Here is a 24,199-nt window from a genome sequence, read left to right on the forward strand (position 1 = left end):
TATCCATATAGAAGCAGGTTTTCTGTTATTTTGGCATTTAAATCTATATATTACAGTATCCAATATACTTATAATCGTTAGGGATATTGTATGTTTTTTCAGTCTTTTCTAATGTCCAACTTGTATCAAATAATGTAGTTCTTACAATTGATTCAAAAAATAGCATTACTATACCAGCATCTATTTTTGATTCATAAGTGTTCGTATGCTCATCATTTCTTACAGCTAGTATAACTTTTCCTCCATCTACTATAAATCTCCATGGTTGTCTATTTAAAGTCGAAGGGGCCATTCTTGCATAGTTGAAGGCATCTAGTAAAGCTCTTTCAGCTAATGTTTCAGCGTCAATATTTTTACCCCATTCATCTATATAAACTATTTCTTCTACACCAAGTCTTGTAGATGTATCGTTGTCAACTATCTCCATATTTGATAGTGAGTAGCTTTCACCAGTTTTAGTTGGGTTAACTATTTTTTTCTTATAAGAAGTAGCTTCGTATCCTAATGCTATTATTGCCGAAATACTTTTGTTAGAACTGATTTCAAGTTTGTCTAATATTTTATCGCTGTCTTCAAAAGTTATCCAACAAGAGTCAATTTCAAGTTCTGTTGCTTTTAAAACTATGCTTTCTCCAATATAACCAGCATTTTCAATGTGGTTATCAGCAACTTCTGATAGAATAAATATGTAGTTTGGAGCTTCTATCATATTTCCTTTATAACCAGCTATTTTTTGTAGCTTTTCGGATACTTTATCCCTAGAGTTGTCAAATAGTTTCATTTCTATTTCGATGTTTGGAACAAGCTTTTTACAAGAATCTGAAAACTTTTCTAATTCAACAAGTTGCTCTTGTTTTATCTGAGTGTCTTTAAATTCTCTTATTGATTTACGATTTGATATGAGTGCTTTGTAATCCATTATATTAAACCTCCTAATACTATATTTAGCATAAATATATTATTAAATATTTTAGTCCTTATATAGATAATATCATTATAAATTCTATATAGTCAACAAATAAAGAACAAGGTGTAACTAAACTTAATTAAATTATTTATTACAGTAAATATACATTGAAATTTATCTACACAATAAAAACCTATATTGATTAAATTAGTTTCAATATAGGTAAAGTATATAAATAAAAATCCACGAAATAAATACTATCTACATGCACAAGATCCTGCTATATGTTTTTCTTGTATAGCGTATAACTTTAATTCATATACTACCATTATATCTTCTAAATTATCTGAAATACTTACAATTCTTAAACATTTGTTTCTTATTTCAGATGGTAATTCAGGATCATCTGTTAAATTTACATAGTCATCATATCTATACATAAAATCATCCCTTTACATTTAATTAAATATATTATACTATATTTAAGGAAATTTTATTTAACTTTAATTAAAGCTTTTACAATTAATTAGTTTTTTATACAAACTTTTCTTTATATATTGTAAAAAAATCTATTTATTGATGTGAAAACGATTTAATTTTACTAAATTTATAGAAATATGAAATTAAAAATATATTTAATTTTAACTGAAGTTTATTAAAAAAATGGTTAAAATCTTATTAAGAAATGTTTTTTTAAAAAAATGCTTCTTAATATTATTTACTATAAATAATTTTTAGTTTAGAAAGAAAGTTTATTGGTTAAAATGACCGATTTTAAAGAATAGTTTTAAATGTATGTAAAATTTTTAAATAATATTTGAATTTTTAGAAATTTATATTATACTTATTAAAGTATATAAAATATTTGTATTATAAGTTTGTATTAAAAAATTATAAGATTGAAAAATAGGAGGAATTATTATGAGTAATGAACTTAAAAAGACGCTTGGACTGTCAGCAGCAATGTCGACAGTTATCGGTTCAGTAATTGGTTCTGGAGTGTTTTTTAAGCCTCAAGCAGTTTACGCACTGACTGGTGGCGAGCCTGGACTTGGAATGTTAGCATGGCTATTTGCAGGACTTATGACAATTGCAGCTGGTTTAACAGCGGCAGAAGTTGCAGCAATGATACCTAAAACTGGTGGAATGATGGTATATATAAAAGAAATTTATGGAGACAAATTAGGATTTTTAGCAGGGTGGATGCAAATAGTATTGTTTTTCCCTGGTATGGCTGCTGCACTTGCTGTTATATTTGCGCAGCAACTTACTGAAATGATTGGAGCTACACAATTTCAATTACCAGTAGCAATTGGTTTAATAATTATAGTTGCTTTCTTAAATACGATGGGATCTAAAACTGCAGGTGGGATACAAACAGTATCAACTGTATGTAAGTTAATTCCGCTATTAGTTATAATGGTATTTGGATTCGTAAAAGGTAGTGGAGAAGCTGACGTATTTAGACCACTTGTAGGTTCAGGTGTTAGTTTAGGAAGTGTAATTGGACAAGTTCTTATAGCTATACTATTCGCTTATGAAGGTTGGATGAATGTTGGGGCTATAGCTGGAGAGATGAAGAATCCAGGTAAAGATTTACCAAGAGCAATAATAGGCGGTCTTACAATAACAACTGCAGTATACTTTGTTATCAACTTAGCTTACTTATGGGTTTTACCTGCTAGTCAGTTAGCATTAGAGACATCACCAGCTTCAGCTGTTGCTACAAAAATATTTGGTGATGTAGGTGGTACTATAATATCTGTTGGTATACTAATATCTGTATTTGGAACATTAAATGGATACCTATTAACAGGACCAAGAGTTGTATATACATTAGCTGAGGATAAAACTCTACCATTCTCTGATAAATTATCAAAGTTAAACAGTGCTAAAGTTCCGGCAAACGCTATTATATTTATGGCTACAATAGCTGGTATATACGCTTTAACTAACCAATTTAACTTACTTACAGACTTAGCAGTATTTGCAAGTTGGTTATTCTATGTACTTACATTTATAGGAGTTATCAAACTTAGAAAAACACAACCAGATACTCCTAGAAGTTATAAAGTTCCGCTATATCCAGTTATACCGTTAATTGCTATAATAAGTGGATCTTTTGTATTAATAAACCTATTATTATTCTCTGGATGGGGACCTAGATTGGTAGCTTTCGGAAGTTTAGGTATTACTGCATTAGGTTTACCAATATACTTAATGAATAAGAAAAATTAGATTAAAAAAATTTATTTAAGAATTAAAATATTTTATATATAAAAGTCCTAGTTTAACTAGGGCTTTTATTTTGCTATAATATAATTATACAAATTAATATTAAATTTGATAATTACTTTAAAAAATTTAAAACTTTTTGTAGAAACTAAACGTCTATATATTAGGTCGTTTTTTATATGCGGGGTATATAAGCGTAAATAGCAAAATTTGGAGGAATTGCAATGAGGAAAAAGGATATATACAGTAGAAACAGTAGAAACAAGAAAAAAAGAATTAATAGAAAGAAAGTATCGATAGTATTGGGAGGAATTGTTGTAGTTGCAGCTGCCGCGTTCGGTATAGTAACTTTTAAAAACAATGCTAATGTAGAAGAAAAGGCTGTAAGAGACTCTGCGCTTGCGAATAGTACTGTAATGAGTATTGTTAGCGATGCATCTGGAGAAATCAATAAAGGGCCAAGCAAGAGCGCAGGAAAGGTAGCATATATAACTATAGATGATGGACCGTCACATTTTACCGATCAATTGATTAAAGTTCTAGATAAGCATAATGCAAAGGCTACATTCTTTATGATTGATGGTAACATGAAAGCACATCCAGAGCAGGTAAAAAATATAGTTAACAGTGGAAATACGCCTGGATTTCACAGTGTAACTCACGATATAAAAAAGCTATATAAAACTCCGACTTCTGCTAAAGAAGAATTTGATCAAAATGAAAGAACACTACATGAAATAACTGGAACAAATTCAAAAGTAATCAGAATACCTTATGGGAGTAAGCCTTATACACCACAAGCTTCTTATGATGCTATGATTGCAGCTGGGTATAAAATTTGGGACTGGGATTTAGACACTATGGACTGGAAAGCTAACTCTACTCAGATAGTGGACAGTGTAAAAAACCACGATCCTTCTGCAGACAGAGTCATTGTCCTTATACACGAAAAGCAACAGAGTTTGGACGCGTTGGATCCAATGCTTACGTATCTAGCTTCTCAAGGTTATGAATTTTTACCAATAGAGCAAAACCAAACTCCACATAATTATTGGCTTAATAACTTAGAATAGAAGTAATAATTATATTTTGAATTATAAATAAGAATTGACGAGGTGCATTATATTGAAAAAAATATTCTACTTAGGAATTATTGGATTGATTTCTATTTCGCTTACAGCATGTAGTGGGAAGAGCATAGCAACTGTAAATGATGTTGAGATAACAAAAGAAGGTTTTGAGAAGACTAAATCAATACTGTCTTTGACAAATGAATACTTAAACGGGGAATCTTTTGATGATATGAACAAGTCATTAGATAAAAAAGGAAAAAAAGATTTGGAAAATAAGTTAATATCATTTATGATAGATAATGAACTTTTATATCAAGAGGCTAAGGATAAAGGATTTTCTCCAAGCAAGGCAGATATTAATTCTAAATACGAAGAATTAAGCAAAGATATAGAATCAAACACAAGCTATAAGCAAGAGTTGGATAAAACAGGTGTTGATAAAGAGTACTTACTAAAAGAGATATCTAGAGATTTGACAATTGAAAAATACAGAAAAGATTTTGTTGATAAGCTGAATATCAGTGAAGAAGAAATCCAAAGTTACTATAGTAACAATAAAGATGAATTTAAAGTACCTGAAGTCGACGCATCACATATATTGATTTCGACTTTAGATAAAGAGAAAAAAACAGTTAATGATACTGAAAAACAGAAACTTAAAGAAAAAGCAGATAAAGTTTTTACTGAGCTTGAAAATGGCGCAAATTTTGAAGCATTGGCTAAAAAGTATTCAGATGATAAATCTACTGGAAAAAACGGTGGTGGGCTTGGATATTTTAATAAAGACAGTAAAAATGCTGAGTTTACAAAACATGTTTTTAGTTTAGAAAAAGGTAAAACTTCAAATGTATTTGAAACTAGTTATGGATACCATATTGTAAAGATTAATGACAAGAAAAATAAAAATTTAAGTTTTGAAGATAGCAGAAGTATGATTAGAGAAAAAATTATTAATGAGAAGTTTTTAAAACATTTAGATTCATTGGAAAAAAATGCTGATATAAAAAAATAGTATAAGTTTAAATCTTAGAAAATCGTCCTAGCCTGTAATCGAGAGGAGATTTACAGGATGTTTAAGAGTGGTAACAGAATAAAAGCTGAGGAGTATATTATTGAAAATAAAAACTCGTTTTATAGAGTCGCATATAGTTATACTAAAAATGAAGACGATGCACTTGATGTAGTACAGGAGTCGATATATAAAGCTCTTTACTCCGTTGATAATCTTCAGGATATAAATTATATAAATACATGGTTTTATAAAATACTTATCAGAACAAGCATTGACAATATTAGAAAAAATGCTAGATATAAAAATTTAGTATCTACTGAACTACCTTTAGATCAAGATGGTGTATACGATAAATATACAGATATTGACTTAAGAAAAGCTTTAGAAGAGCTTCCAGTCGAGTATAAATCTATATTGTTACTGAGATTTTTTGAAGATTTAAAAATTGAAGAAGTTGCAGAGATACTGGATGAGAATGTAAATACAGTAAAAACTAGACTTTATACAGCACTTAAAAAATTAAAATATAAAATTAAAGAGTAGGCGTTGCTAAATGGATAAATTCGTGGCCTTAGAAAAATTAAAAACGGACTATAAAAATATGATTATACCGAGTAAGTTAGATTATTTGATCAATGAAAATACTATTGATAGCATATCAAATATTATTTTGGTTAAAATAAAGAGAGAAAAATTCGGTAATATAGACAGTGATTTATATTGAGATTTAAATAAATAAAGTTAGTGATGTATATAACTTAACTAAAAATACAGAGGAACTCACCTCTGTATTTTTTATCGTAAGTTTAATTATTAATAGGATATAATATATACAAAGAAGTAAAATAAAAAGTAATGTTATATGTTAAAAATAATAAAAATACCATATAATCTAATATAAGTGTAATTTTTTATAAAGAAATTTTAAAGGGAGAGATTTATGTTATCTATATATAATAAATTAAGGGAAATTGTAAATAGATTAAACTACAGTGAACTCAGTTCAAGAACTGCAGAGCTATCGTTTTTTATTTTACTTTCTATATTTCCATTTTTACTTTGTTTTATAAGTGGAGTTGCTTATATTCCTGAATTTCATATAAATAAATACTCAGGGTTGTTTGCAAGTATTATGCCTACCAGTGTATTTGATGTGTTATCATCGATAATAGTTTCCGCAATTGACAATAGGAATTTAAAATTTCTTTGTATGAGTTTTATTTTGACAATGTGGGCTACTTCAAGAGCAGTAAAAGCATTGATTAAAGGGATGAACAAGTCATATCGTGTAAAGGAAACAAGGTCGTTCTTTAAAATAATGTTCATATCTTTTTTCTTTACATTTATTTTACTTTTGTTAATTTTTATGTCTATAATATTTTTAATTTATGGAGAGAAAATAGGCCTTTTCTTATTTACATTTGTGGGACTTGATCACGTATTTTTAACCTTGTGGAATGTTCTTAGATACAGTATAACAATAATAATGATAATAGTTGTGTTCATAATACTTTACAAGTATACTCCTAATAAAAAAATAAATTTTAGAGATGTAGTTCCTGGATCAGTATTCGCGACATTTTCGTGGTTTTTAGTATCATACCTATATTCTTATTATACAAATCACTGGGCAAATTACGAAGCTATATATGGAAGCATAGCCGAAATTATAGTTCTTATTACATGGATTTATTTTAGTAGTTGGGTAATTACTATTGGCTATGAATTAAATATAAGACTTTACTACAGAAGAAATTCTATATTAACAAAGAAAATTAGAGAAGATTATCAAAACTGAAGACTATATTAATAAACAATACTAATACAGATAGTATTGTATTGGACAATTTATCTAATGATGTATACTATATACAAAAATATGATTATATAAGATGCAAAATAGCTATAAAAGATGATAAAGAGTTAAAAAAATGTAAAATATGTTAAATATATGTTATAATTAAATAAAATATGTCGTAAAATACATAATTTTTGCACTTTATTCTGTAATAAGGAGAATCGATTTAAAATGGAAACTTATGTAGGATTCTTAGAATATTTAAAAAACATGCCTATACCAGCCATATTTTGTAATAAGTATGTAATTGATAATAAAGAAGTATTTGAAGTAAAATACGTAAATGAGAGTATGCTAAATATAATAGATAGTAAAATTGGCAGAGGAAGTATTGATTTTACTGAATTATTTAATTTAACTGAACAAAATAATATAAATAAAGACATCCTATGTAAATGCGACAGAGCCTATAAATACATACCTAAGTTAAAAACATGGTTTTGTGTAGAGTCACAGATACTGAGCGATAGTGAAGTAGTATTTTATTTTAAAGAGATTATTTTAAATACAATAATCTAAACAATGGTTTTATAGATAGAGAAGATTATTATAATTTTATTTCAGACGATATAGCTAACTTTTTACAATGTATTAGGAATATGGAAAAGGGCTCAGTTAGGTACAATGAAACGATGGATCTATTTTTAACTTTTATAGATGAAAATGAGATTTTAAGAGAAGATATAGAAGAAGACGTTTATTTAAATAAATGGGTGATTTCACAAATATAGTGCATGAGCTTATAACTCCTATAAACTTGATATATTCATCGTTACAAGTTATTGAGAAAAATGGATCCGATTTACTTGAAAGCGATCAAGCGATAAGAAGAAACATTAATATCATGAAGTTGAATACTACTAGAGTGCTAAAGCTTGTAGAGAATATAATTGATTTTACCAAGCTTGAAACAGGGTACAACGACTTCAATCCGGAGACTGCTAATATAGTAAGCTTTATTGAAACGACATGTCTTTCTATAGTGGAATTCGCATCCGAAAAACAGATTGAGCTTATTTTCGAGTCGGAGACGGCTGAGTTGTTTTTAAGTTTCGACAAGGACAAGATAGAGAGAATACTACTTAATTTATTGAGCAATTCAATTAAATACAATAAGGAAAATGGTATAATTAAGATAAATTTATCTACTAAGGAAGATTATTTTAATATCAAACTAATTGATAATGGAATAGGAATACCTAAAGACAAAATAGAAAAGGTTTTTGATAGATACGAAAAAGTTAACAGAGTAGGAATAGGTAGACCTAGGGGGAGCGGGATAGGACTTGCATTAGTAAAATCAATGGTAAATATGCATAATGGGAAAATAAGCCTTAAAAGCGAGGTAGATGTCGGTACCGAATTTATAATATCGCTTCCTATATAGTTAATATATAAATTAATATATGATTTAAAAAGCCTTTCTTTGATAAATATCAGAGAAGGGCTTTTATATTAGAACTTAATACATTTATTCGACTAAATTTGATAAAAACACAAAAATTACAACAAATTTTGTAACTGAAAATAATTGTTTTCATATTATATACTGTGAGAGGATTGTCTCACATATTAAATTTAAAGGAGAGATATATATGGGAACTAACTCTTGGTCAAATTCCTGTAATCAATCAAATAGAGAAAGGTGTCATCACTCAGATAGAGAAAAGTGTCATCACTCAAATTGGGAAAAGTGTCATCATTCAGATAGAGAAAATTGTGATGAATTTATAAGAAGAGCAGAAGCGTGTAGATTATCTGCTGAAAAGGCTTTTAAAGCAGCGAATATAAGAGAAAATGAAGCAAATGAATTAGAAAGAGAAGCTAGAGCTCTAGAATGTCAAGCTAAAATGATGTGGAATCAAGCTAATGAAGCTTGGGACAGCCATGCAGAGTCTACTAGAATAGGGATTCAATCTTTAGAGAAGGAAAGATGTCTCCGCGAGAAATTTGAAAGATGTCAACGAGAAGATCAAAATAATTGTAGACCTTCATGTAAATGCTGTAAATGCTGTAGATAATAAAAGTCCATTATAGAAGGAGGGCATGTATTGTATGAGTTGTAATTCGTGTGGAAATAGAAGAAATAACTCTTGTGAAGACAGAAGAAATAATTGTTGCGAAGATAGAAAAAATAATTGCAATTGCTGTAAAGATAGGAGAAACAACTCTTGTGAAGGCAGAAGAAATGTTTCTTGTAATTGCAATTCCTGTTCATGGAATAATTGGAGCAGTTGGAATAAATGGTGTGGTTGGGTAAATAATAACAACTCTAACTGCAACAATTGGGGAAGCTGTCATTGCAATCACAATTCAAATTTTAGTCATAATAATTCAAGTTGTGACAGTTCTAACAACCATAATTCAAACTCAAATAGTTGCTCAAACACAAGCAATTGTTCGAATAAATGCAAAAGACGCAGAAAAAGATGTAGATGTAGTTGCAGAAGATAGATTTAGATAGACATCTAGATATAAAGTTTTGACTTACAACTTAAACATCTATTTTATTTTAAAACGTTAAGCCAGGATATGTAAGTATTCTGGCTTAACGTCTTATTTATTTAAATTTACTAACTCGTTTTTAATTCTATTTCTAAATTTTTTCCGTGATAGTAGATAAAATCTATAATCTTACTGCTTATAGTAACTGCAATTATTGAGTAGAATACATTAAATGCAGATAAGTATAAAAGCGATAATAACAGTATCGAAACATCTGCAATAAGATAAATCTTTCCGAGTCCTAAAGATGTAGTCTTAGAAATCACTAATGCAATTGCATCATCTCCTCCAGCTGCACAACCTGCTTTAACTATAAGCCCGACCCCGATACCTACTGTGGTACCAGCAAAGATTGTAGATAATAACATACTATCAAATCTGGGTACTATTGGACCGATAATTTCAAACCAGTAGTAAAGAACTGAAAAACTTACCGATGCGAGAATTGAGTAAATAAAGAATTTTTTACCAAAGAATTTATATCCGACCAATAACAGTGCAATATCTATAACCACATTGGCAACTGATGGCTCTATATTAAATAAATTTTTCAGCAGTAGTAAAAGTCCTAACACTCCACCTTCTGTAATATTGTTTAAATAATAAAAATTGTAAACTCCAAATGCAAGTATGGATGAACCTATAAAAATTAATAGTATTCTCTCCATGTTCGTCCGGCTAATCATAAAAAACCTTCCCTTCATTAATTTATATCTATTATATGCGATAAAAATAGGTTTGTATATGCAGATTTCGAAAACCGAATATTATACAGTTTTTTATGTAAAAAATCAATAGTTTTTATGTAAAAAATAATAAAAATTTAGATTTGAATTATAAGTTAGTAACTGCAATGCTTTTAAGAATTAATAGACGCCCAAAGTTTTTAATAGTTGATTCTAGGTTTAGTATAATTAATCGTTAAGTTTATATTAATTTTTTATTTGTTTACATATACTAAGTATTTAGCAATAGCGTTTAATATCGATATTACTTAAAGAAATGTGACTGATTTGTCAAAAAAATTAAATATTTTAAAAAAGGGTTGTATTATCAAATTGATAATACTATAATGTATTTATTATTATCAATTTGATAGTAAGATTAATTTTTAGGAGGAAGTATTATGATATATGAAAATATTTTAGATTTAATTGGAAATACACCATTGTTTAAAATTAACAATATGGGGATAAAAGATAAAGACACTGAAATATATGTAAAATTAGAAAAATCAAACCCAGCTGGGAGTGTTAAAGATAGAGCAGTATTTGGAATGATAGAAGGTCTTGAGAAAAGGGGAGAACTTAAAAAAGGGGATGTACTTGTAGAAGCTACTAGCGGAAATACAGGAATAGCTCTTTCTATGGTCGGCAGAGTAAAAGGATATGAAGTTATAATAGTTATGCCTGAGACTATGAGTATAGAAAGAAGAAATCTTATGAAGGCGTACGGAGCAAAGCTCATACTTACAGATGGTAAAGAGGGAATGTCAGGGGCTTTAAATAAAGCTCAAGAGCTTTTAGATAGTGATTCGAATTACAAGTCATTGAAGCAATTTGAAAACGAAGACAATCCAAATATACACTATAGAACAACAGCGGTAGAAATATACAATGATATAGAGGATATAGATATATTTATTTGTGGAGTTGGGACATCGGGAACTCTAACTGGAGTAGCAAAATACTTAAAAGAGAAAAAACCTGATGTTAAGGTTATAGCGATAGAACCAACTAAATCACCTGCAATATCAGAGGGAAAATCAGGTCCTCACAAGATACAGGGTATAGGAGCAAATTTTGTACCTAAAAACTACGATGAAACTTTAGTAGATGAGGTAATAACTGTTCATGACGATGATGCTTTTGAGACCGTAAGAGTATTAGCTGAAAAAGAAGGTCTATTAGCTGGAGTTTCATCTGGAGCAAATGTATTTGGTGCTATTGAGATTTCTAAAAAATATCCGGGTAAAAAGATTGTCACTATAGCTCCGGATGGTGTAGATAAGTATATGTCCATGGGTATATTTGATTAATATATGTAATTTATATTAAAAAGGGAGTTGGGTTATTTGTTTAGGAGAATAAACAAAGATTTGGAATATATTATGGAAAATGATCCCGCGTCTAAGTCAAAAATTGAAGTGTTTTTACTTTATCCTTCTGTTCACGCCATGATTATGCATAGGGGAGCTCATTTTTTATATAAGAAAAAGAGATTTTTTTTAGCGAGGCTTATGTCTCAATTATCTAGATTTTTTACTGGGATTGAGATACATCCTGGAGCTGTAATTGGAGAGGCTATATTTATAGATCATGGAATGGGAGTTGTAATAGGTGAAACAGCGATAGTAGGCAATAGAGTTACAATATTCCATGGAAGCACATTAGGAGGCACAGGGAAAGACAAAGGAAAGAGACATCCAACTGTTGGAGATAATGTGCTTATAGGAGCAGGAGCGAAGGTATTAGGACCTATAAATATAGGATCTAATGCTAAGGTAGGTGCTAATGCAGTTGTACTTAGAGATGTTCCAGATGGAGCTACAGTTGTAGGTATACCTGCCAATGTAGTGAATAGGCAAAATATTGGAAAAAATAAAATAATGTAAAATTTACTTTAAATAAATATTTGAGCTATTGTGAAAATTGAGACTAGTCTTCGCAATAGCTCTTATTATATGTTAAATTTGCTTAACATTTATTAACATATACTTTACTTGACCATGATCTCAAAGAAGATTATTATATTAGAAAATAAAGAAAACGTTACTATAGTATCAAAAAGCTTTGCAATTATAAAAAAATAAAAACGTTTCCATGGCTTTTTCTTAACTATAAAAAACTTTATTTTGGACTTGAAATGATTTAAATTGGGAGGGGAATTTACTATGGAGTCTGAACAGCAACTGGAAAGAGGTTTAAAGAACCGTCACGTGCAGTTAATTGCAATTGGAGGTGCTATAGGAACAGGTCTATTCTTAGGATCAGGTAAGTCGATACACTTGGCAGGGCCATCGATACTTTTGGCATATCTGATAACTGGTGCAATTTGTTTCTTAATAATGAGAGCTTTAGGAGAGCTATTACTTTCAAACTTAAATTACCACTCGTTTGTGGATTTCGTTGGTGATTATCTAGGAGACGCTTTTGCTTTTGTTACTGGATGGACGTATTGGTTCTGTTGGGTATGTATAGCAATGGCAGATTTAACTGCTGTAGGTATGTATATTCAGTTTTGGTTTCCAACCGTACCACAGTGGGTGCCAGGTTTAATTTGTTTAGTAATACTTGTAGCAATGAACTTAGCCACAGTTAAACTCTTTGGAGAGATGGAGTTTTGGTTTGCTCTAATTAAGATTATTGCTATATTAGCATTAATAATTGTCGGAATAGTCTTGATATTTAAAGGTGTAGAGGCAGGTGGAACCAAGGCAAGTTTCTCGAACTTGTGGAATCACGGTTTCTTTGCAAATGGCATAAATGGATTTGTACTATCGTTCCAAATGGTAGTGTTTGCTTTCGTTGGGATAGAGCTTGTTGGTCTTACAGCTGGTGAAACAGCAGATCCAGAAAACGTAATACCAAGCGCAATAAACAATATTCCAATACGTATACTTATATTCTATATAGGGGCTCTAGCTGTAATCATGAGTATCTATCCATGGAATCAAGTTGATCCAACTGCCAGCCCATTTGTTAAGGTATTCGCAGTTATAGGTATAACAGGAGCAGCGAGTGTTGTAACTTCGTTGTATTAACTTCAGCAGCTTCAGCTTGTAATAGTGGGGTATTCAGTACTAGCCGTATGATATTCTCATTAGCAAAAGAAGGAGATGCACCAAAATCTTTTAATAAATTAACAAAAAACAAAGTTCCAGCAAATGCGTTATATTTTTCAGCAGGAGTAGTTACGGTCTCAGTTATACTTAACTATGCAATACCAAATGCAGCAACAGTATTTACACTTATAACAAGTGTTTCAACAGTTTGTTTCATATATATTTGGGGAATAACTGTAATTTGTCACCTTAAATATAGAAAAACTAGACCTGAGTTAGCAGCAAAAAATAAATTTAAAATGCCTCTTTACCCAGTGTCTAACTATATAATACTAGCATTCTTAGCGTTCGTATTAGTAGTGTTAGGTCTGGCTGATGATACAAGATTTGCTTTATTTGTAACTCCAGTATGGTTTATTGGATTGATTATTTGTTACAAATTAAAAAAACCAAAAACTAATAGTCAGGAAGTAAAATAATACTGAATTTTAGATAGTATACCTAATAATTTAAATCCATATCGTATAGAAAAATTTAGGATAATGATATAAAATGATATTTAAAGAAGTCGTTATTAGGTGGTGATCATTTGTTTTATACTTATATCGTTAGTTGTAGAGATGGAAGCCTCTATACAGGTTACACGACTGATATAAAAAGAAGAGTAGAGGAACATAAGAAAGGTATAAATTCCAAATACACTAGAGCGAGAGGGTTTTCCGAGTTAAAGGCTTTATTTCTAAGTTCTAGTAAAAGCAAAGCAATGAAGCTTGAATATTCAATAAAGCAATTGGATAGAAAGAAGAAGCTAATGCTAATTGAAGATCCTGAGTTACTAGAAAAATATTTAGAAGGAGCCTCAGAATATACAATTTGTGATATAAGTAATATATAAACGCAACATATAATTGTATCTCATAACTTGACATAAAAAAACAGTGTACTATAATTATATGTAGATATAATTAAATAGAAAAAGCTAGGGGTGCAATTTGCTGAGAGGATGTTCCGACCCTTTAGACCTGATCTGGGTAATTCCAGCGTAGGCAAGCTACACTTAGATTTTGATATATATATATTTATAATTTAAAAGCTATGCCATATCAGGCATAGCTTTTTTTAATGCACAAAATTAGTCTAAAATTTAGGAGGAATAGATATGCAAAAGTACAGAGTACCAACACTAACAATAGCTACTTCAGATTCATCAGGAGGAGCTGGAATACAAGCGGATTTAAAAGCATTTAGTGCATTAGGAACTTACGGAATGAGTGTAATAGTAGCTATAACAGCGCAAAATACAGAAGGAGTTTACGGTATTGAGGCACTTAGTACAAATATAATAGAAAAGCAAATGGATGCTGTATTTACAGATATATTTCCAAAGTCAGTGAAGGTAGGAATGGTGTATAGCTCTGAAATAATTTTACAAGTTACTGAAGGGTTGAAGAAATATAAACCAGAGTATGTTGTGTTGGACCCAGTTATGATTTCTAAAAGCAACTGCGCTCTTTTAAAGCAAGATGCAATGGAAAATTTAATAAAGAATCTAATACCTCTTTCTTATATACTGACTCCAAATATACCTGAAGCTGAAGAGATAACTGGAATAAAAATAAAAAATATCGAAGATATGAAAAAAGCTGGTGAAAATATACTTGAAATGGGAGCAAAAAATGTTCTTATAAAAGGTGGACATTTAGAAGGTGATGCTACGGATGTACTTATGGGAAAAGACTTGCTGGAAGTTTATGAAGGAAAGAGGTACAACAGAAAAAATACTCATGGAACAGGGTGCACTCTGTCATCAGCAATAGCTTCATACTTAGCTTTAGGACACGATATCAAAGAAGCCGTAAGACTGAGCAAAATTTACATATCTGAAGCTATTGAGCATAGTTTCGATATTGGTAATGGTGTAGGGCCTGTACATCATTTCTATAAGTTTGAATAGATTTTAAATATATATAAAAGTTTAGAGCAAAATTTAAATAGAACGGAGGAGTTTGTATGAAAGATTTATTTAGTTTAGCGGATAGGGTTCGACAATCTAAGCCTCTTGTAGTTCAGTACACAAATAGGGTGACTATTAATGACTGTGCAAATGTGACCTTGGCTATAGGAGCGAGCCCTATTATGAGTGCATCGATCGATGAAGTAGATGATATGGTGAGCTCAGCAAGTTCACTAGTAATTAACATAGGGGATATGGAGTCTGGAGAGTTATATATTAAAGCTGGTAAAGCTGCCAATAAATTCAATATTCCAGTAGTTTTAGATCCAGTTGCAGCATTTGCATCACAAAAAAGAAGGGAGCTAATCGAAGTTCTGTTAAAGGAAGTTGACTTCACTGTAATAAAAGGAAATATTTCAGAAATGAAGTTTTTAGCTGGATATGAGTTCAACGGTAGAGGTGTAGATTGTTTTGATGAAGATGATCCTACAGAAGTAGCAATGCTCTTAGCTAAGAGATACAAGTGTATTGCAGCGGCAACAGGTAAAATAGACGCAATAAGTGATGGCAAAAATACATATAAAATTTTTAATGGAGACGAAAATTTACAGAGAGTTACAGGTACAGGGTGTATGTGTACAAGTTTAGTGGGATCATTTTTAGGTGCGACTGAAAATACATTAAATGCTGCAGCTATGGGGATTTTGTCAATGTCACTTAGCGGAGAGTTAGCTGGAATTAACAATCCTTGTATTGGTACTTTTAGGGTTAATTTAATGGATAATTTGAGTAGTTTAAGTATAGAAAAATTTGAGGCATTTGCAAAAATTGAAAAAATATAAATCGAGAGTTTTTATGGAGGTGGAATTTAGTGGTAGATAGAGAAAAATTAAAAAAAGAACTTAAGCTTTATCTAATAACAGATTACGAGATGGTAAAAGAAAGGGATTTCTACAGATGTGTTGAAGAAGCACTTAAAGGTGGTGTCACTATTTTACAACACAGGGAAAAAAATGTATCAGGAAGAGAGTTTCTAGATAGAGCGTTAAAACTTAGAGAACTCACTAGAAAATATGGTGTAAAGCTGATTATAAATGATAGAGTAGATATTGCACTTTTATGTGATGCAGATGGAGTTCATGTTGGACAGAGCGATATAGATGCAATAAATGTGAGAAAGTTAATTGGTGATGACAAAATTTTAGGAGTATCAGCTAAAACTGTAAATGAAGCTGAGAAAGCTTTAGCCGATGGAGCGGACTATATAGGTATAGGAGCTATGTTTACAACTAATACAAAAGATGATGCAGAATATTCTTCATTTGAGACTGTCCAAGAGATAAGGACAAATGTAGTTATTCCTTTTGTTTTAATAGGAGGAATAAGTTTAGAAAATGTAGATCAACTAATACCGTTAAATGCCGATGGGTATTCAGTAATATCTTCAATACTTAAGGCAGATGATATTTACAGTCAAACAAAAAAATGGATAGCAAAAATTAATTAAATTTAAAAAGTGACTTATGTCACTTTTTTTAGTTACTTTATTAATTGGAAAATTAATGGAATAATTGATATTATAGTTAATATAAGAATACTTAATATAGTAGTCAATATAGAGAAAGAGGGAAGTGTTAAATATGATTGAGGTAAATTCTCTTAGTAAGATTTTTACAAAAGAAGTAAAAGATAAGAAGAATAAAAAGAAGAGATTTAAAACCAAGAAAGAAGACTTTTTAGCTGTAAATAATGTTAGCTTTAAAGCCAATAGGGGTGAAATATTAGGAATACTAGGCCCAAATGGTGCTGGCAAGACGACACTTTTAAGAATGCTTGGAGGAATACTTACACCTACTTCCGGAGAGATAATAGTAGGTGGACACGATTATTCAATCGATAAAAACTCGGCCAAAAAAGAAATAGGATATCTATCAGGGAATACAAAACTATATGGTAGACTTTCTCCAAGAGAGCTTATGAATATATTCGGAAATCTATATGAGATGGATAAAAGAGATATAGACAATAAAATAGAATCTATAATAAAAGTTATGGATTTGGAAGGATTTATTGATAATAGAATAGAAAATTTGTCCACTGGTCAAACACAGCGAACATCTATAGCTCGTTGTATTATTCATTCGCCTAAAGTGTATATATTTGATGAACCTACTCTTGGTTTAGATGTACTTAGTAGTTCGTCGATTATAGAATTTATGAAGTATGAAAAAGCAAATGGAAAAACGGTTTTATACTCGACACATTATATGGAAGAGGCAGAGACACTTTGTGATAAAATCATAATGATTCACCAAGGAAGAGTAATAGCTCAAGGTACATCTGAAGAGTTAAAGCAAAAGACAGATAAGAGTAATTTAAGAGATGTATTTATAGAGCTTGTCAAGGAAAGAGGTGAATTCGGTGAGGTTTAATATAGTAAAACAAGTTTTTAAAAAAGAAATGATAGATATATTAAGAGATAAAAAGACGTTATTTATGATGATAGTACTTCCTATAATTTTATATCCTCTTATGATGGTTGGAACATCGCAAATAATGATGATGTCTATGAATGATCTAAATGAACAAGAGATAAATATAGCCTTTAGTTCAGAGCCAGACAAAGAATTGGTAAATACTATAAAAGATCCAAGGTCTGAACAGAGAAATATCAAGGATGAAAAGCCCTCAAAAGTTAATGTAATTAAAGTAAAAGATTTTAAAAAGGCAATATCTGATGGAAAGATAGATGCGTATGTAGATATCCAAATAAGTGAAGATAAAATGGACTACAGTGTATACATAGATTCATCTGCAAATAAAGCTTCAGTTGTCTCTAGTAGGATTGAAGATGCTTTTAATGAGTATAAAGGTGAATTAGTAGATAAAAATATAAAAGAAAGTGGTATGAGCCTGATAAAGTACTTAATCCAATAACTTATAAAGAAGTAGATGTAGCGAAGAGCGAAGAAGTAGCTGGTAATCTTTTAGGTAGAATTCTTCCATTTATACTGGTTATAGGGATACTTATGGGAGCAATATATCCAGCAATTGATGTAATGGCAGGAGAAAAAGAGAGAGGTACTCTTGAGACGTTATTTACTTTGCCTATATCTAATTTAGAGTTAATTATAGGTAAATATCTATCGGTGTCTTTAATAGCTATACTTTCGGCTGTATTCAATATACTATCGATGGTCATGTCCATAGCTTTAATAATTAACAGCTCTGGTGATTTAGCAGAAACGGGATTCTCTGTCTCTAATTTTAGCAGTTTAACGTTACCTATAATAATTACATTAGTTTGTATATGTATATTTGCAATGGTAATATCTGCAGTTAGTATGTGTGTGTGCTCTCTAGCTAAAAGCTTCAAAGAAGCACAAAATTATATTACTCCTTTAATGCTTGTAGTAATGTTGCCTTCGTATGTATCTATGGTGCCGAATATGGAGTTAAATGGATTAAATGCGATGATACCAGTTGTAAATATATCATTGCTTATAAAGAGTGTACTTTCATTTAACAGCAGCTTCGCTCTTATAGGTGTAGTACTTCTATCAAATATAATCTTTGTTATAATGGCTTTGTTAGTACTATCAAAACTATTTAATTCAGAGGAAATTCTATTTGGTAATGGAAGAGGGTTTTCTTTCTTAGAGAAGAGATCAAATATCAAAAAAGGTACCTTACCTAAACCTAGTGATGGATTTGCCGCATATATACTTGCTCTTGTTTTACTTATATTTGTAGGAAGTTATGTACAAATGAAATACGGAATGTATGGTATTGTAATGACGCAGGCTATATTTATAATCATTGTATTTTCATTTATTTTCTATATAAAGTCAAATCCTATAGAAGTTTTAAGCTTGAGAGCGCCTAAAATATTACATGTAGTCGGTTCTTTAATTATTTATATAATAGGCTATATTTTAATAATAATGATTACAAATATGCTTCTTAAATTGCTTCCAGAAAATATGAAGGTTGTTGAAGCTTTAAATGATGCACTTTATATAAAGGGAAATCTGCCTCTAAATATATTGATTATTGCAGGAACTCCAGCGATTTGTGAAGAGCTGTTATTTAGAGGGTTTATATTCTCTTCTCTAAAAAATATTCAAACTAATAAAAAAGATAGCAAGAAAGCAATTATTTTTGCTATATTAGTAAGTTCATTGCTGTTTGGTATAATGCATATGAACTTTATAAGAATAATACCTACTACAATACTGGGAATAATTTTTGCATATACACTGCATAAATCTGGTTCTATATTTGTGCCAATGTTTTTACATTTTATCAATAACTCTATATCTGTAATAGGAATACATTTTCTAAAAGCCAATCCACATTTAGGATTTATAACTATGAAAAATGATTTGTTAGATTTTGATTTATACAGGTACTTGGCGATATTTGCAGTGTACTTTATTTTATTCCAGAGCATTAAGTTTATTAAATCAAAGAAAAAAGTAAAATTCAGTGTTGAATAATAGGGTAATAATATTCTGCTTATTAGTAAATAATAGAATTAAAATAAGGAGGTTATTATTATGAAAAAATAAGTACATTATTAATAATGCTGTTATTAGTATCTTCTTTAACAGCTTGTGGTATGAATACAAATAAAGAAAGGGCAAAATCTGATAAACAAAGTATAACGAGTGATGTTAAAGATGAAGTATATGAAAATAATCAAGAGGCAGATAAAGTGTCGAAAGAAGATAATTTAAAAGATAAAAAACTAGAATTATCTTATACGGAGGCTATAGAAAAGTTCAGAGAAAAACACAAAAATACTGACATTGTAGAACTAGAGCTTGACAAAAATCACAATAACTATCTTTACGATATAGAAGCCGTTGATGATGAAAACAAGTATGAGTTCAGTATAGACGCACAGACTTCTAAAATCGTAAAAGATGAAACTGAGATGCTTGATGAACATGAGAAAAATGGAGTTGCAAGAGATCGAAAAATAAATTTTGACGAAGCAATAATACCAAGCAAGGCTATGGATATCGCTACTAAAAAACAAAATGGGATAGTAAAAGAGTGGTCTTTGAAAAATAAAAATAGTATAACATACTATGAAGTAAAAATAATAGAAAACAAAACAGAACAGAAGGTAAAAGTTGACGCTAAAAGCTCTGAAGTATTAGAAGTAGAAAAAGATTAATAATAGATTAAAATTTTAAAGGCTGTATTCATAAGTAAATTATTGTACTTTTGATATAGCCTTTTTTAACTGTATTTTACTATTTATAAAAATTTCCATAAAGTATCTATAATTGAGTATTCAATATACATCTATTTGAGTTTATTATTTCACATAACAAATTTTTCGAATGCTTCGAATATTTTTGAACTTATTTTAAATTTCTTGTTTAAGAATTAATTTACTTGGTATAAATATAACAATATAACTGGGAGGGGATAATTATGTCACTAAAATCGTTAGAAATTAAAAAGAACTTACATTGGGTTGGAGCACTAGATCCAGATCTTAGAGTGTTTGATATTATAATGTATACTCCATACGGAACTACATATAATTCTTATGTTCTAAAAGGTAGTAAAAAGACAGTATTATTTGAAACTGTTAAAGACAAGACATTTGACCAATACATTGAAAGACTAAAAGATTTAGAAATTGACTTGAACACAGTTGACTACATAGTAGTAAGTCACACAGAACCTGACCATGCCGGTAGCGTTGAAAGAATGCTAGACTTAGCGCCAAATGCTAAGATAGTTGCATCTGAAAGAGCTGTTACTTTCCTTAAGGAAATCGTTAACAGAGATTTTGAATACATAACTGTTGAAGATGGAGATACACTTTCTTTGGGAGATAAAACTCTTGAGTTCTATTCAGTACCGATGTTACACTGGCCAGACACTATTTATACATATATCAAAGAAGACAAGACATTAGTTACTTGTGATTCATTTGGTAGCCATTACAGCAATGAAAAAATAGTAAATACATTAAATGAAGAAGAAGAAAATAACTACCTTGACGCTTTAAGATACTACTACGACAATATAATGGGTCCATTTAAACCATTTGTTGTAACTGCAGTCGATAAAATAAGAGATTTGGATATCGATGTTATCTGTCCAGGTCACGGACCAGTTCTTACTGAAAACCCAAGAAGAATAGTAGATTTATACTACAAGTGGAGTTCTGAAGAGCAATTAGTTTTAGAAAAAGAAGTCACAATATGCTATGTTTCAGCTTATGGATACACGAAAACTGTAGCAGATACTGTGAAAGATTATATAGAAAAAAATACAGATTATAAAGTAAACACTTTTGATTTAGTAGATAGCAAGTTAGAGGAAGTTATGCCTAAGGTCATAAATTCTCAAGGAATTATACTTGGTACACCTACAATATTAGGAGATGCGTTACCACCTATATGGAACATATTAATGTCTCTTAACCCAGTAATTCACGGTGGAAAAGTTGCATCTGTATTTGGATCATATGGTTGGAGTGGTGAAGGTACTGAAAACCTTATGGAGAGATTAAAACAGTTGCGAATGGTTACTATAGAGCCACTAGCTGTTAACTTCAAGCCATCACACGAAGAGATTGGGTATATAAATCAATACGCTGACAAATTTGTAGAAAAATTAAAGCATACATTCTCTAAGAAAAAAGGTAAGAAGAGATTTAAATGTGTTATATGTAATGAAATATTTGACGGTGATGAGCCACCGCAAGTTTGCCCAGCGTGTGGAGCTAAAGAAGATCAATTTATAGAAGTTTACGAAGAGGAAATCCTTTACCATAAAGATACTAATGAACACTATGTAGTTGTTGGAAATGGTGGAGCTGGATTCTATGCAGCAGATGCAATAAGAAAGAGAAACAACACTTGTGATATAACTATGATAAGTGATGAGAGCGAATTAACATACTACAGACCAGCACTTTCTGATGGTTTAAACGAAGTACTAGGAAAAGATTTCTACATAGCAGATAAAAAATGGTATGAAGACAACAATATAATAGTTAGATTAGAAACAAGAGTAGACAAGGTAAACGATAAAGATTCTACTTTATCTATAGGAAATGAAACATTAAAATACGATAAACTTATAATAGCCACAGGAAGTAGCAACTTTATACCTCCAATAGCTGGTCATGACTTTGACAATGTATATACACTTAGAAATAAAAAACACCTAGAAACTATAAAAGTTGCAACAGACAAAGCTAAAAAAGTTGTAGTAATAGGTGGAGGACTTCTTGGACTAGAAGCAGCTTGGGAGTTCAGACTAAAAGGATTAGAAGTAGTAGTAGCTGAAGCTATGGACAATATTCTGTGCAGACAACTTGACACTGAAGGAAGTGCAATACTTAGCAGATGCATAGAAGATGATGCTAAAGTAACAGTTATGACTGGAGTTGCAGTCGAATCAATAGAAAAAGCTAACGGAAAAACAAATGTAGTATTCAAAGATGGAAACAAAATTGACTGTGATATAGTTGTGTTCTCAATAGGAGTAAGATCAAACATAGGAATAGCGAAAAACACATCATTAGAAGTAGAAAGAGGAATAGTAGTAAACAAAAACATGAAGACTTCTGTAGATAATATATTCGCATGTGGAGACGTAGCGCAAATAGAAAACTCAGTATTAGCAATCTGGCCAACAGCAATAGAAATGGGTAGAATTGCAGGAGCTAATGCGTGCGGTGACGAAATCGAGTTTGAAAATGAATGCTACCCAGTATCACTAGATGCTATGGAAGCAAAAGTATTTACTCTAGGAAATATACAAGACTACGATGGAGAATTATGTTTAAAAGATCCTAAGAATAAGATTTACAAAAAGTTATTTATCAAAGATGACAAGTTAGTTGGAGCTATACTAATAAATGATATGAGTTCAACTGTTAAGGTAATGAGACTTATGGCACAAGATGCTAGTACGAGTGAAGTTGCCAATGAACATATTATTTAAAATGGTGGGAAAAAATGCGAATTGATTAAGATGAATTAAAAATAAATAAGACATACTGAACCAAAGTTAATGGATAGTATAAAGTGAAAATACATAAAACGTCCAGCACACTTACAGATTTTTTACCAATCTGTGGTGCTGGACGTCTTTTGGATTTTTAATTTCTACTATCCATTAACTTTATTTTCCTTCATTCCACCATTGAAATTCTCAAGAGCTTGTTTCCAATTAATAACATTGAACCAGTTATCTATATAATCAGCTCTAACATTCTTGTACTTCAAATAGTAAGCATGTTCCCAAACATCTAACCCAATCACAGGGGTCAAATTATCTGACACAGGGCTGTTTTGATTCGGTGTAGTGACTATTGATAGCTTTCCGCTAGAATCTTTCACTAACCAAGCCCAGCCAGATCCAAATACACTAGATGAGGCTTGTTTAAATTGCTCTTTAAAATTTTCAAAAGATCCAAAATCTCTTTCTATAGAAACTCTTAGTTCTTCTGAAGGTTCGGTTTTATCTGGTGACATAATGTCAAAGAAAAAACCATGATTATATGCTCCACCAGCGTTGTTTAAAACAGTTTTTTGAATATCTTTAGGCAGTGTGTCGATGTTTTGCAGAAGCTCAACAAGAGAGTATTTGTATAACTCTGGATATTTTTCTAGAGCTTTATTTAGATTATCGACGTATGCTTGATAGTGCTTATTGTGGTGCAAAATCATTGTTTCTTTGTCAATATACGGCTCTAATGCATCGTAAGCGTATGGCAAAGGTTTAACTTTAAAAGCATTTTGATTAGGTGCTAATGCAATTGAGTTAGTTAACGATGAAATTGTAAAAATAAATGATAAAACTAATGTAACTAAAAATTTTTTCTTCATA

Annotated in this window: 27 protein-coding genes, 1 pseudogene and 1 riboswitch; of the genes and pseudogenes, 24 read left to right on the top strand and 4 right to left on the bottom strand. The window is 30.5% G+C overall.

What is annotated here, in order from left to right:
- Positions 1 to 43 precede the first annotated feature (43 nt).
- Positions 44 to 919, bottom strand: a complete 876-nt coding sequence (locus T473_RS0100150) for a nitroreductase family protein (protein WP_024620069.1) — start codon at positions 917 to 919, stop codon at positions 44 to 46.
- 245 nt (positions 920 to 1,164) lie between these two features.
- Complete coding sequence (locus T473_RS0100155; RefSeq protein WP_024620070.1) at positions 1,165 to 1,347, bottom strand: hypothetical protein; 183 nt, start codon at positions 1,345 to 1,347, stop codon at positions 1,165 to 1,167.
- A 481-nt stretch (positions 1,348 to 1,828) separates the two neighbouring features.
- Here T473_RS0100155 and T473_RS0100160 point away from each other — a divergent pair, with 481 nt between their 5' ends.
- From T473_RS0100160 to T473_RS19345, 12 genes are all read left to right on the top strand, one after another.
- Positions 1,829 to 3,145, top strand: coding sequence for an APC family permease (locus T473_RS0100160; protein WP_200865865.1), 1,317 nt, complete (start codon positions 1,829 to 1,831; stop codon positions 3,143 to 3,145).
- 221 nt (positions 3,146 to 3,366) lie between these two features.
- Complete coding sequence (locus T473_RS0100165) at positions 3,367 to 4,215, top strand: polysaccharide deacetylase family protein (RefSeq protein ID WP_024620071.1); 849 nt, start codon at positions 3,367 to 3,369, stop codon at positions 4,213 to 4,215.
- Positions 4,216 to 4,267: 52 nt separating this feature from the next.
- Positions 4,268 to 5,227, top strand: coding sequence for a peptidylprolyl isomerase (locus tag T473_RS0100170; protein ID WP_024620072.1), 960 nt, complete (start codon positions 4,268 to 4,270; stop codon positions 5,225 to 5,227).
- 57 nt (positions 5,228 to 5,284) lie between these two features.
- Positions 5,285 to 5,770 carry an RNA polymerase sigma factor gene (locus T473_RS0100175; RefSeq protein WP_024620073.1) on the top strand — a complete coding sequence of 162 codons (486 nt, stop codon included), beginning with the start codon at positions 5,285 to 5,287 and terminating at the stop codon, positions 5,768 to 5,770.
- A 10-nt stretch (positions 5,771 to 5,780) separates the two neighbouring features.
- Positions 5,781 to 5,951 carry a hypothetical protein gene (locus T473_RS18390; protein ID WP_161627519.1) on the top strand — a complete coding sequence of 57 codons (171 nt, stop codon included), beginning with the start codon at positions 5,781 to 5,783 and terminating at the stop codon, positions 5,949 to 5,951.
- A 216-nt stretch (positions 5,952 to 6,167) separates the two neighbouring features.
- Complete coding sequence (locus T473_RS0100185; RefSeq protein WP_024620074.1) at positions 6,168 to 7,025, top strand: YihY/virulence factor BrkB family protein; 858 nt, start codon at positions 6,168 to 6,170, stop codon at positions 7,023 to 7,025.
- Positions 7,026 to 7,256: 231 nt separating this feature from the next.
- Positions 7,257 to 7,604, top strand: a complete 348-nt coding sequence (locus tag T473_RS0100190) for a hypothetical protein (RefSeq protein ID WP_024620075.1) — start codon at positions 7,257 to 7,259, stop codon at positions 7,602 to 7,604.
- Between the two features lie 80 nt (positions 7,605 to 7,684).
- A complete protein-coding gene (locus T473_RS19340) occupies positions 7,685 to 7,816 on the top strand; it encodes a hypothetical protein (RefSeq protein WP_278246334.1) in 132 nt (43 codons plus the stop codon).
- Positions 7,795 to 8,472, top strand: a complete 678-nt coding sequence (locus tag T473_RS15835; protein ID WP_024620076.1) for a sensor histidine kinase — start codon at positions 7,795 to 7,797, stop codon at positions 8,470 to 8,472. Before T473_RS19340 ends, T473_RS15835 begins: the two co-directional genes overlap by 22 nt.
- Before the next feature lie 208 nt (positions 8,473 to 8,680).
- A complete protein-coding gene (locus tag T473_RS0100200) occupies positions 8,681 to 9,106 on the top strand; it encodes a hypothetical protein (RefSeq protein ID WP_024620077.1) in 426 nt (141 codons plus the stop codon).
- A gap of 50 nt (positions 9,107 to 9,156) precedes the next feature.
- The gene (locus T473_RS0100205; RefSeq protein WP_024620078.1) at positions 9,157 to 9,345 is read left to right on the top strand and encodes a hypothetical protein; all 189 of its coding nucleotides are present in this window, start codon (positions 9,157 to 9,159) and stop codon (positions 9,343 to 9,345) included.
- Between the two features lie 81 nt (positions 9,346 to 9,426).
- Positions 9,427 to 9,549, top strand: coding sequence for a hypothetical protein (locus T473_RS19345; RefSeq protein WP_278246335.1), 123 nt, complete (start codon positions 9,427 to 9,429; stop codon positions 9,547 to 9,549).
- A gap of 109 nt (positions 9,550 to 9,658) precedes the next feature.
- On the opposite strand, the gene T473_RS0100210 is transcribed toward T473_RS19345, so the two are convergent.
- Positions 9,659 to 10,276: a YitT family protein gene (locus T473_RS0100210; RefSeq protein ID WP_024620079.1), complete on the bottom strand. Its 618-nt coding sequence runs from the start codon at positions 10,274 to 10,276 to the stop codon at positions 9,659 to 9,661.
- 440 nt (positions 10,277 to 10,716) lie between these two features.
- Here T473_RS0100210 and cysK point away from each other — a divergent pair, with 440 nt between their 5' ends.
- From cysK to T473_RS0100265, 12 genes and pseudogenes are all read left to right on the top strand, one after another.
- Complete coding sequence (gene cysK / locus T473_RS0100215) at positions 10,717 to 11,628, top strand: cysteine synthase A (protein WP_024620080.1); 912 nt, start codon at positions 10,717 to 10,719, stop codon at positions 11,626 to 11,628.
- A gap of 36 nt (positions 11,629 to 11,664) precedes the next feature.
- Positions 11,665 to 12,204, top strand: a complete 540-nt coding sequence (epsC, locus tag T473_RS0100220) for a serine O-acetyltransferase EpsC (protein WP_024620081.1) — start codon at positions 11,665 to 11,667, stop codon at positions 12,202 to 12,204.
- 279 nt (positions 12,205 to 12,483) lie between these two features.
- Positions 12,484 to 13,853 (top strand): annotated as a pseudogene (locus T473_RS15840) (amino acid permease).
- 110 nt (positions 13,854 to 13,963) lie between these two features.
- A complete protein-coding gene (locus tag T473_RS0100230) occupies positions 13,964 to 14,269 on the top strand; it encodes a GIY-YIG nuclease family protein (protein WP_024620082.1) in 306 nt (101 codons plus the stop codon).
- A 76-nt stretch (positions 14,270 to 14,345) separates the two neighbouring features.
- Positions 14,346 to 14,440, top strand: a riboswitch (TPP riboswitch).
- 93 nt (positions 14,441 to 14,533) lie between these two features.
- Positions 14,534 to 15,328, top strand: coding sequence for a bifunctional hydroxymethylpyrimidine kinase/phosphomethylpyrimidine kinase (gene thiD, locus T473_RS0100235; protein ID WP_024620083.1), 795 nt, complete (start codon positions 14,534 to 14,536; stop codon positions 15,326 to 15,328).
- Positions 15,329 to 15,384: 56 nt separating this feature from the next.
- Entirely contained in the window at positions 15,385 to 16,170 is a 786-nt protein-coding gene (gene thiM / locus T473_RS0100240) for a hydroxyethylthiazole kinase (protein ID WP_024620084.1), read from the top strand.
- Between the two features lie 29 nt (positions 16,171 to 16,199).
- Complete coding sequence (thiE, locus tag T473_RS0100245; protein ID WP_024620085.1) at positions 16,200 to 16,835, top strand: thiamine phosphate synthase; 636 nt, start codon at positions 16,200 to 16,202, stop codon at positions 16,833 to 16,835.
- Positions 16,836 to 16,968: 133 nt separating this feature from the next.
- Positions 16,969 to 17,760, top strand: coding sequence for an ABC transporter ATP-binding protein (locus T473_RS0100250; RefSeq protein ID WP_024620086.1), 792 nt, complete (start codon positions 16,969 to 16,971; stop codon positions 17,758 to 17,760).
- Complete coding sequence (locus T473_RS18190) at positions 17,750 to 18,265, top strand: ABC transporter permease (protein WP_077065748.1); 516 nt, start codon at positions 17,750 to 17,752, stop codon at positions 18,263 to 18,265. Before T473_RS0100250 ends, T473_RS18190 begins: the two co-directional genes overlap by 11 nt.
- The gene (locus T473_RS15845) at positions 18,262 to 19,827 is read left to right on the top strand and encodes an ABC transporter permease subunit/CPBP intramembrane protease (RefSeq protein ID WP_242825822.1); all 1,566 of its coding nucleotides are present in this window, start codon (positions 18,262 to 18,264) and stop codon (positions 19,825 to 19,827) included. The genes T473_RS18190 and T473_RS15845 overlap by 4 nt, the downstream gene beginning before the upstream one ends.
- 86 nt (positions 19,828 to 19,913) lie before the next feature.
- The gene (locus tag T473_RS0100260; protein ID WP_024620087.1) at positions 19,914 to 20,513 is read left to right on the top strand and encodes a PepSY domain-containing protein; all 600 of its coding nucleotides are present in this window, start codon (positions 19,914 to 19,916) and stop codon (positions 20,511 to 20,513) included.
- Positions 20,514 to 20,776: 263 nt separating this feature from the next.
- Entirely contained in the window at positions 20,777 to 23,311 is a 2,535-nt protein-coding gene (locus T473_RS0100265) for an FprA family A-type flavoprotein (RefSeq protein ID WP_024620088.1), read from the top strand.
- Between the two features lie 167 nt (positions 23,312 to 23,478).
- Here T473_RS0100265 and T473_RS0100270 read toward each other — a convergent pair whose 3' ends face one another.
- The gene (locus T473_RS0100270) at positions 23,479 to 24,198 is read right to left on the bottom strand and encodes a superoxide dismutase (RefSeq protein WP_024620089.1); all 720 of its coding nucleotides are present in this window, start codon (positions 24,196 to 24,198) and stop codon (positions 23,479 to 23,481) included.
- Position 24,199 lies beyond the last annotated feature (1 nt).

The sequence above is a fragment of the Clostridioides mangenotii TR genome, from assembly GCF_000498755.1.
Taxonomy (GTDB): Bacteria; Bacillota; Clostridia; order Peptostreptococcales; family Peptostreptococcaceae; genus Metaclostridioides; species Metaclostridioides mangenotii_A.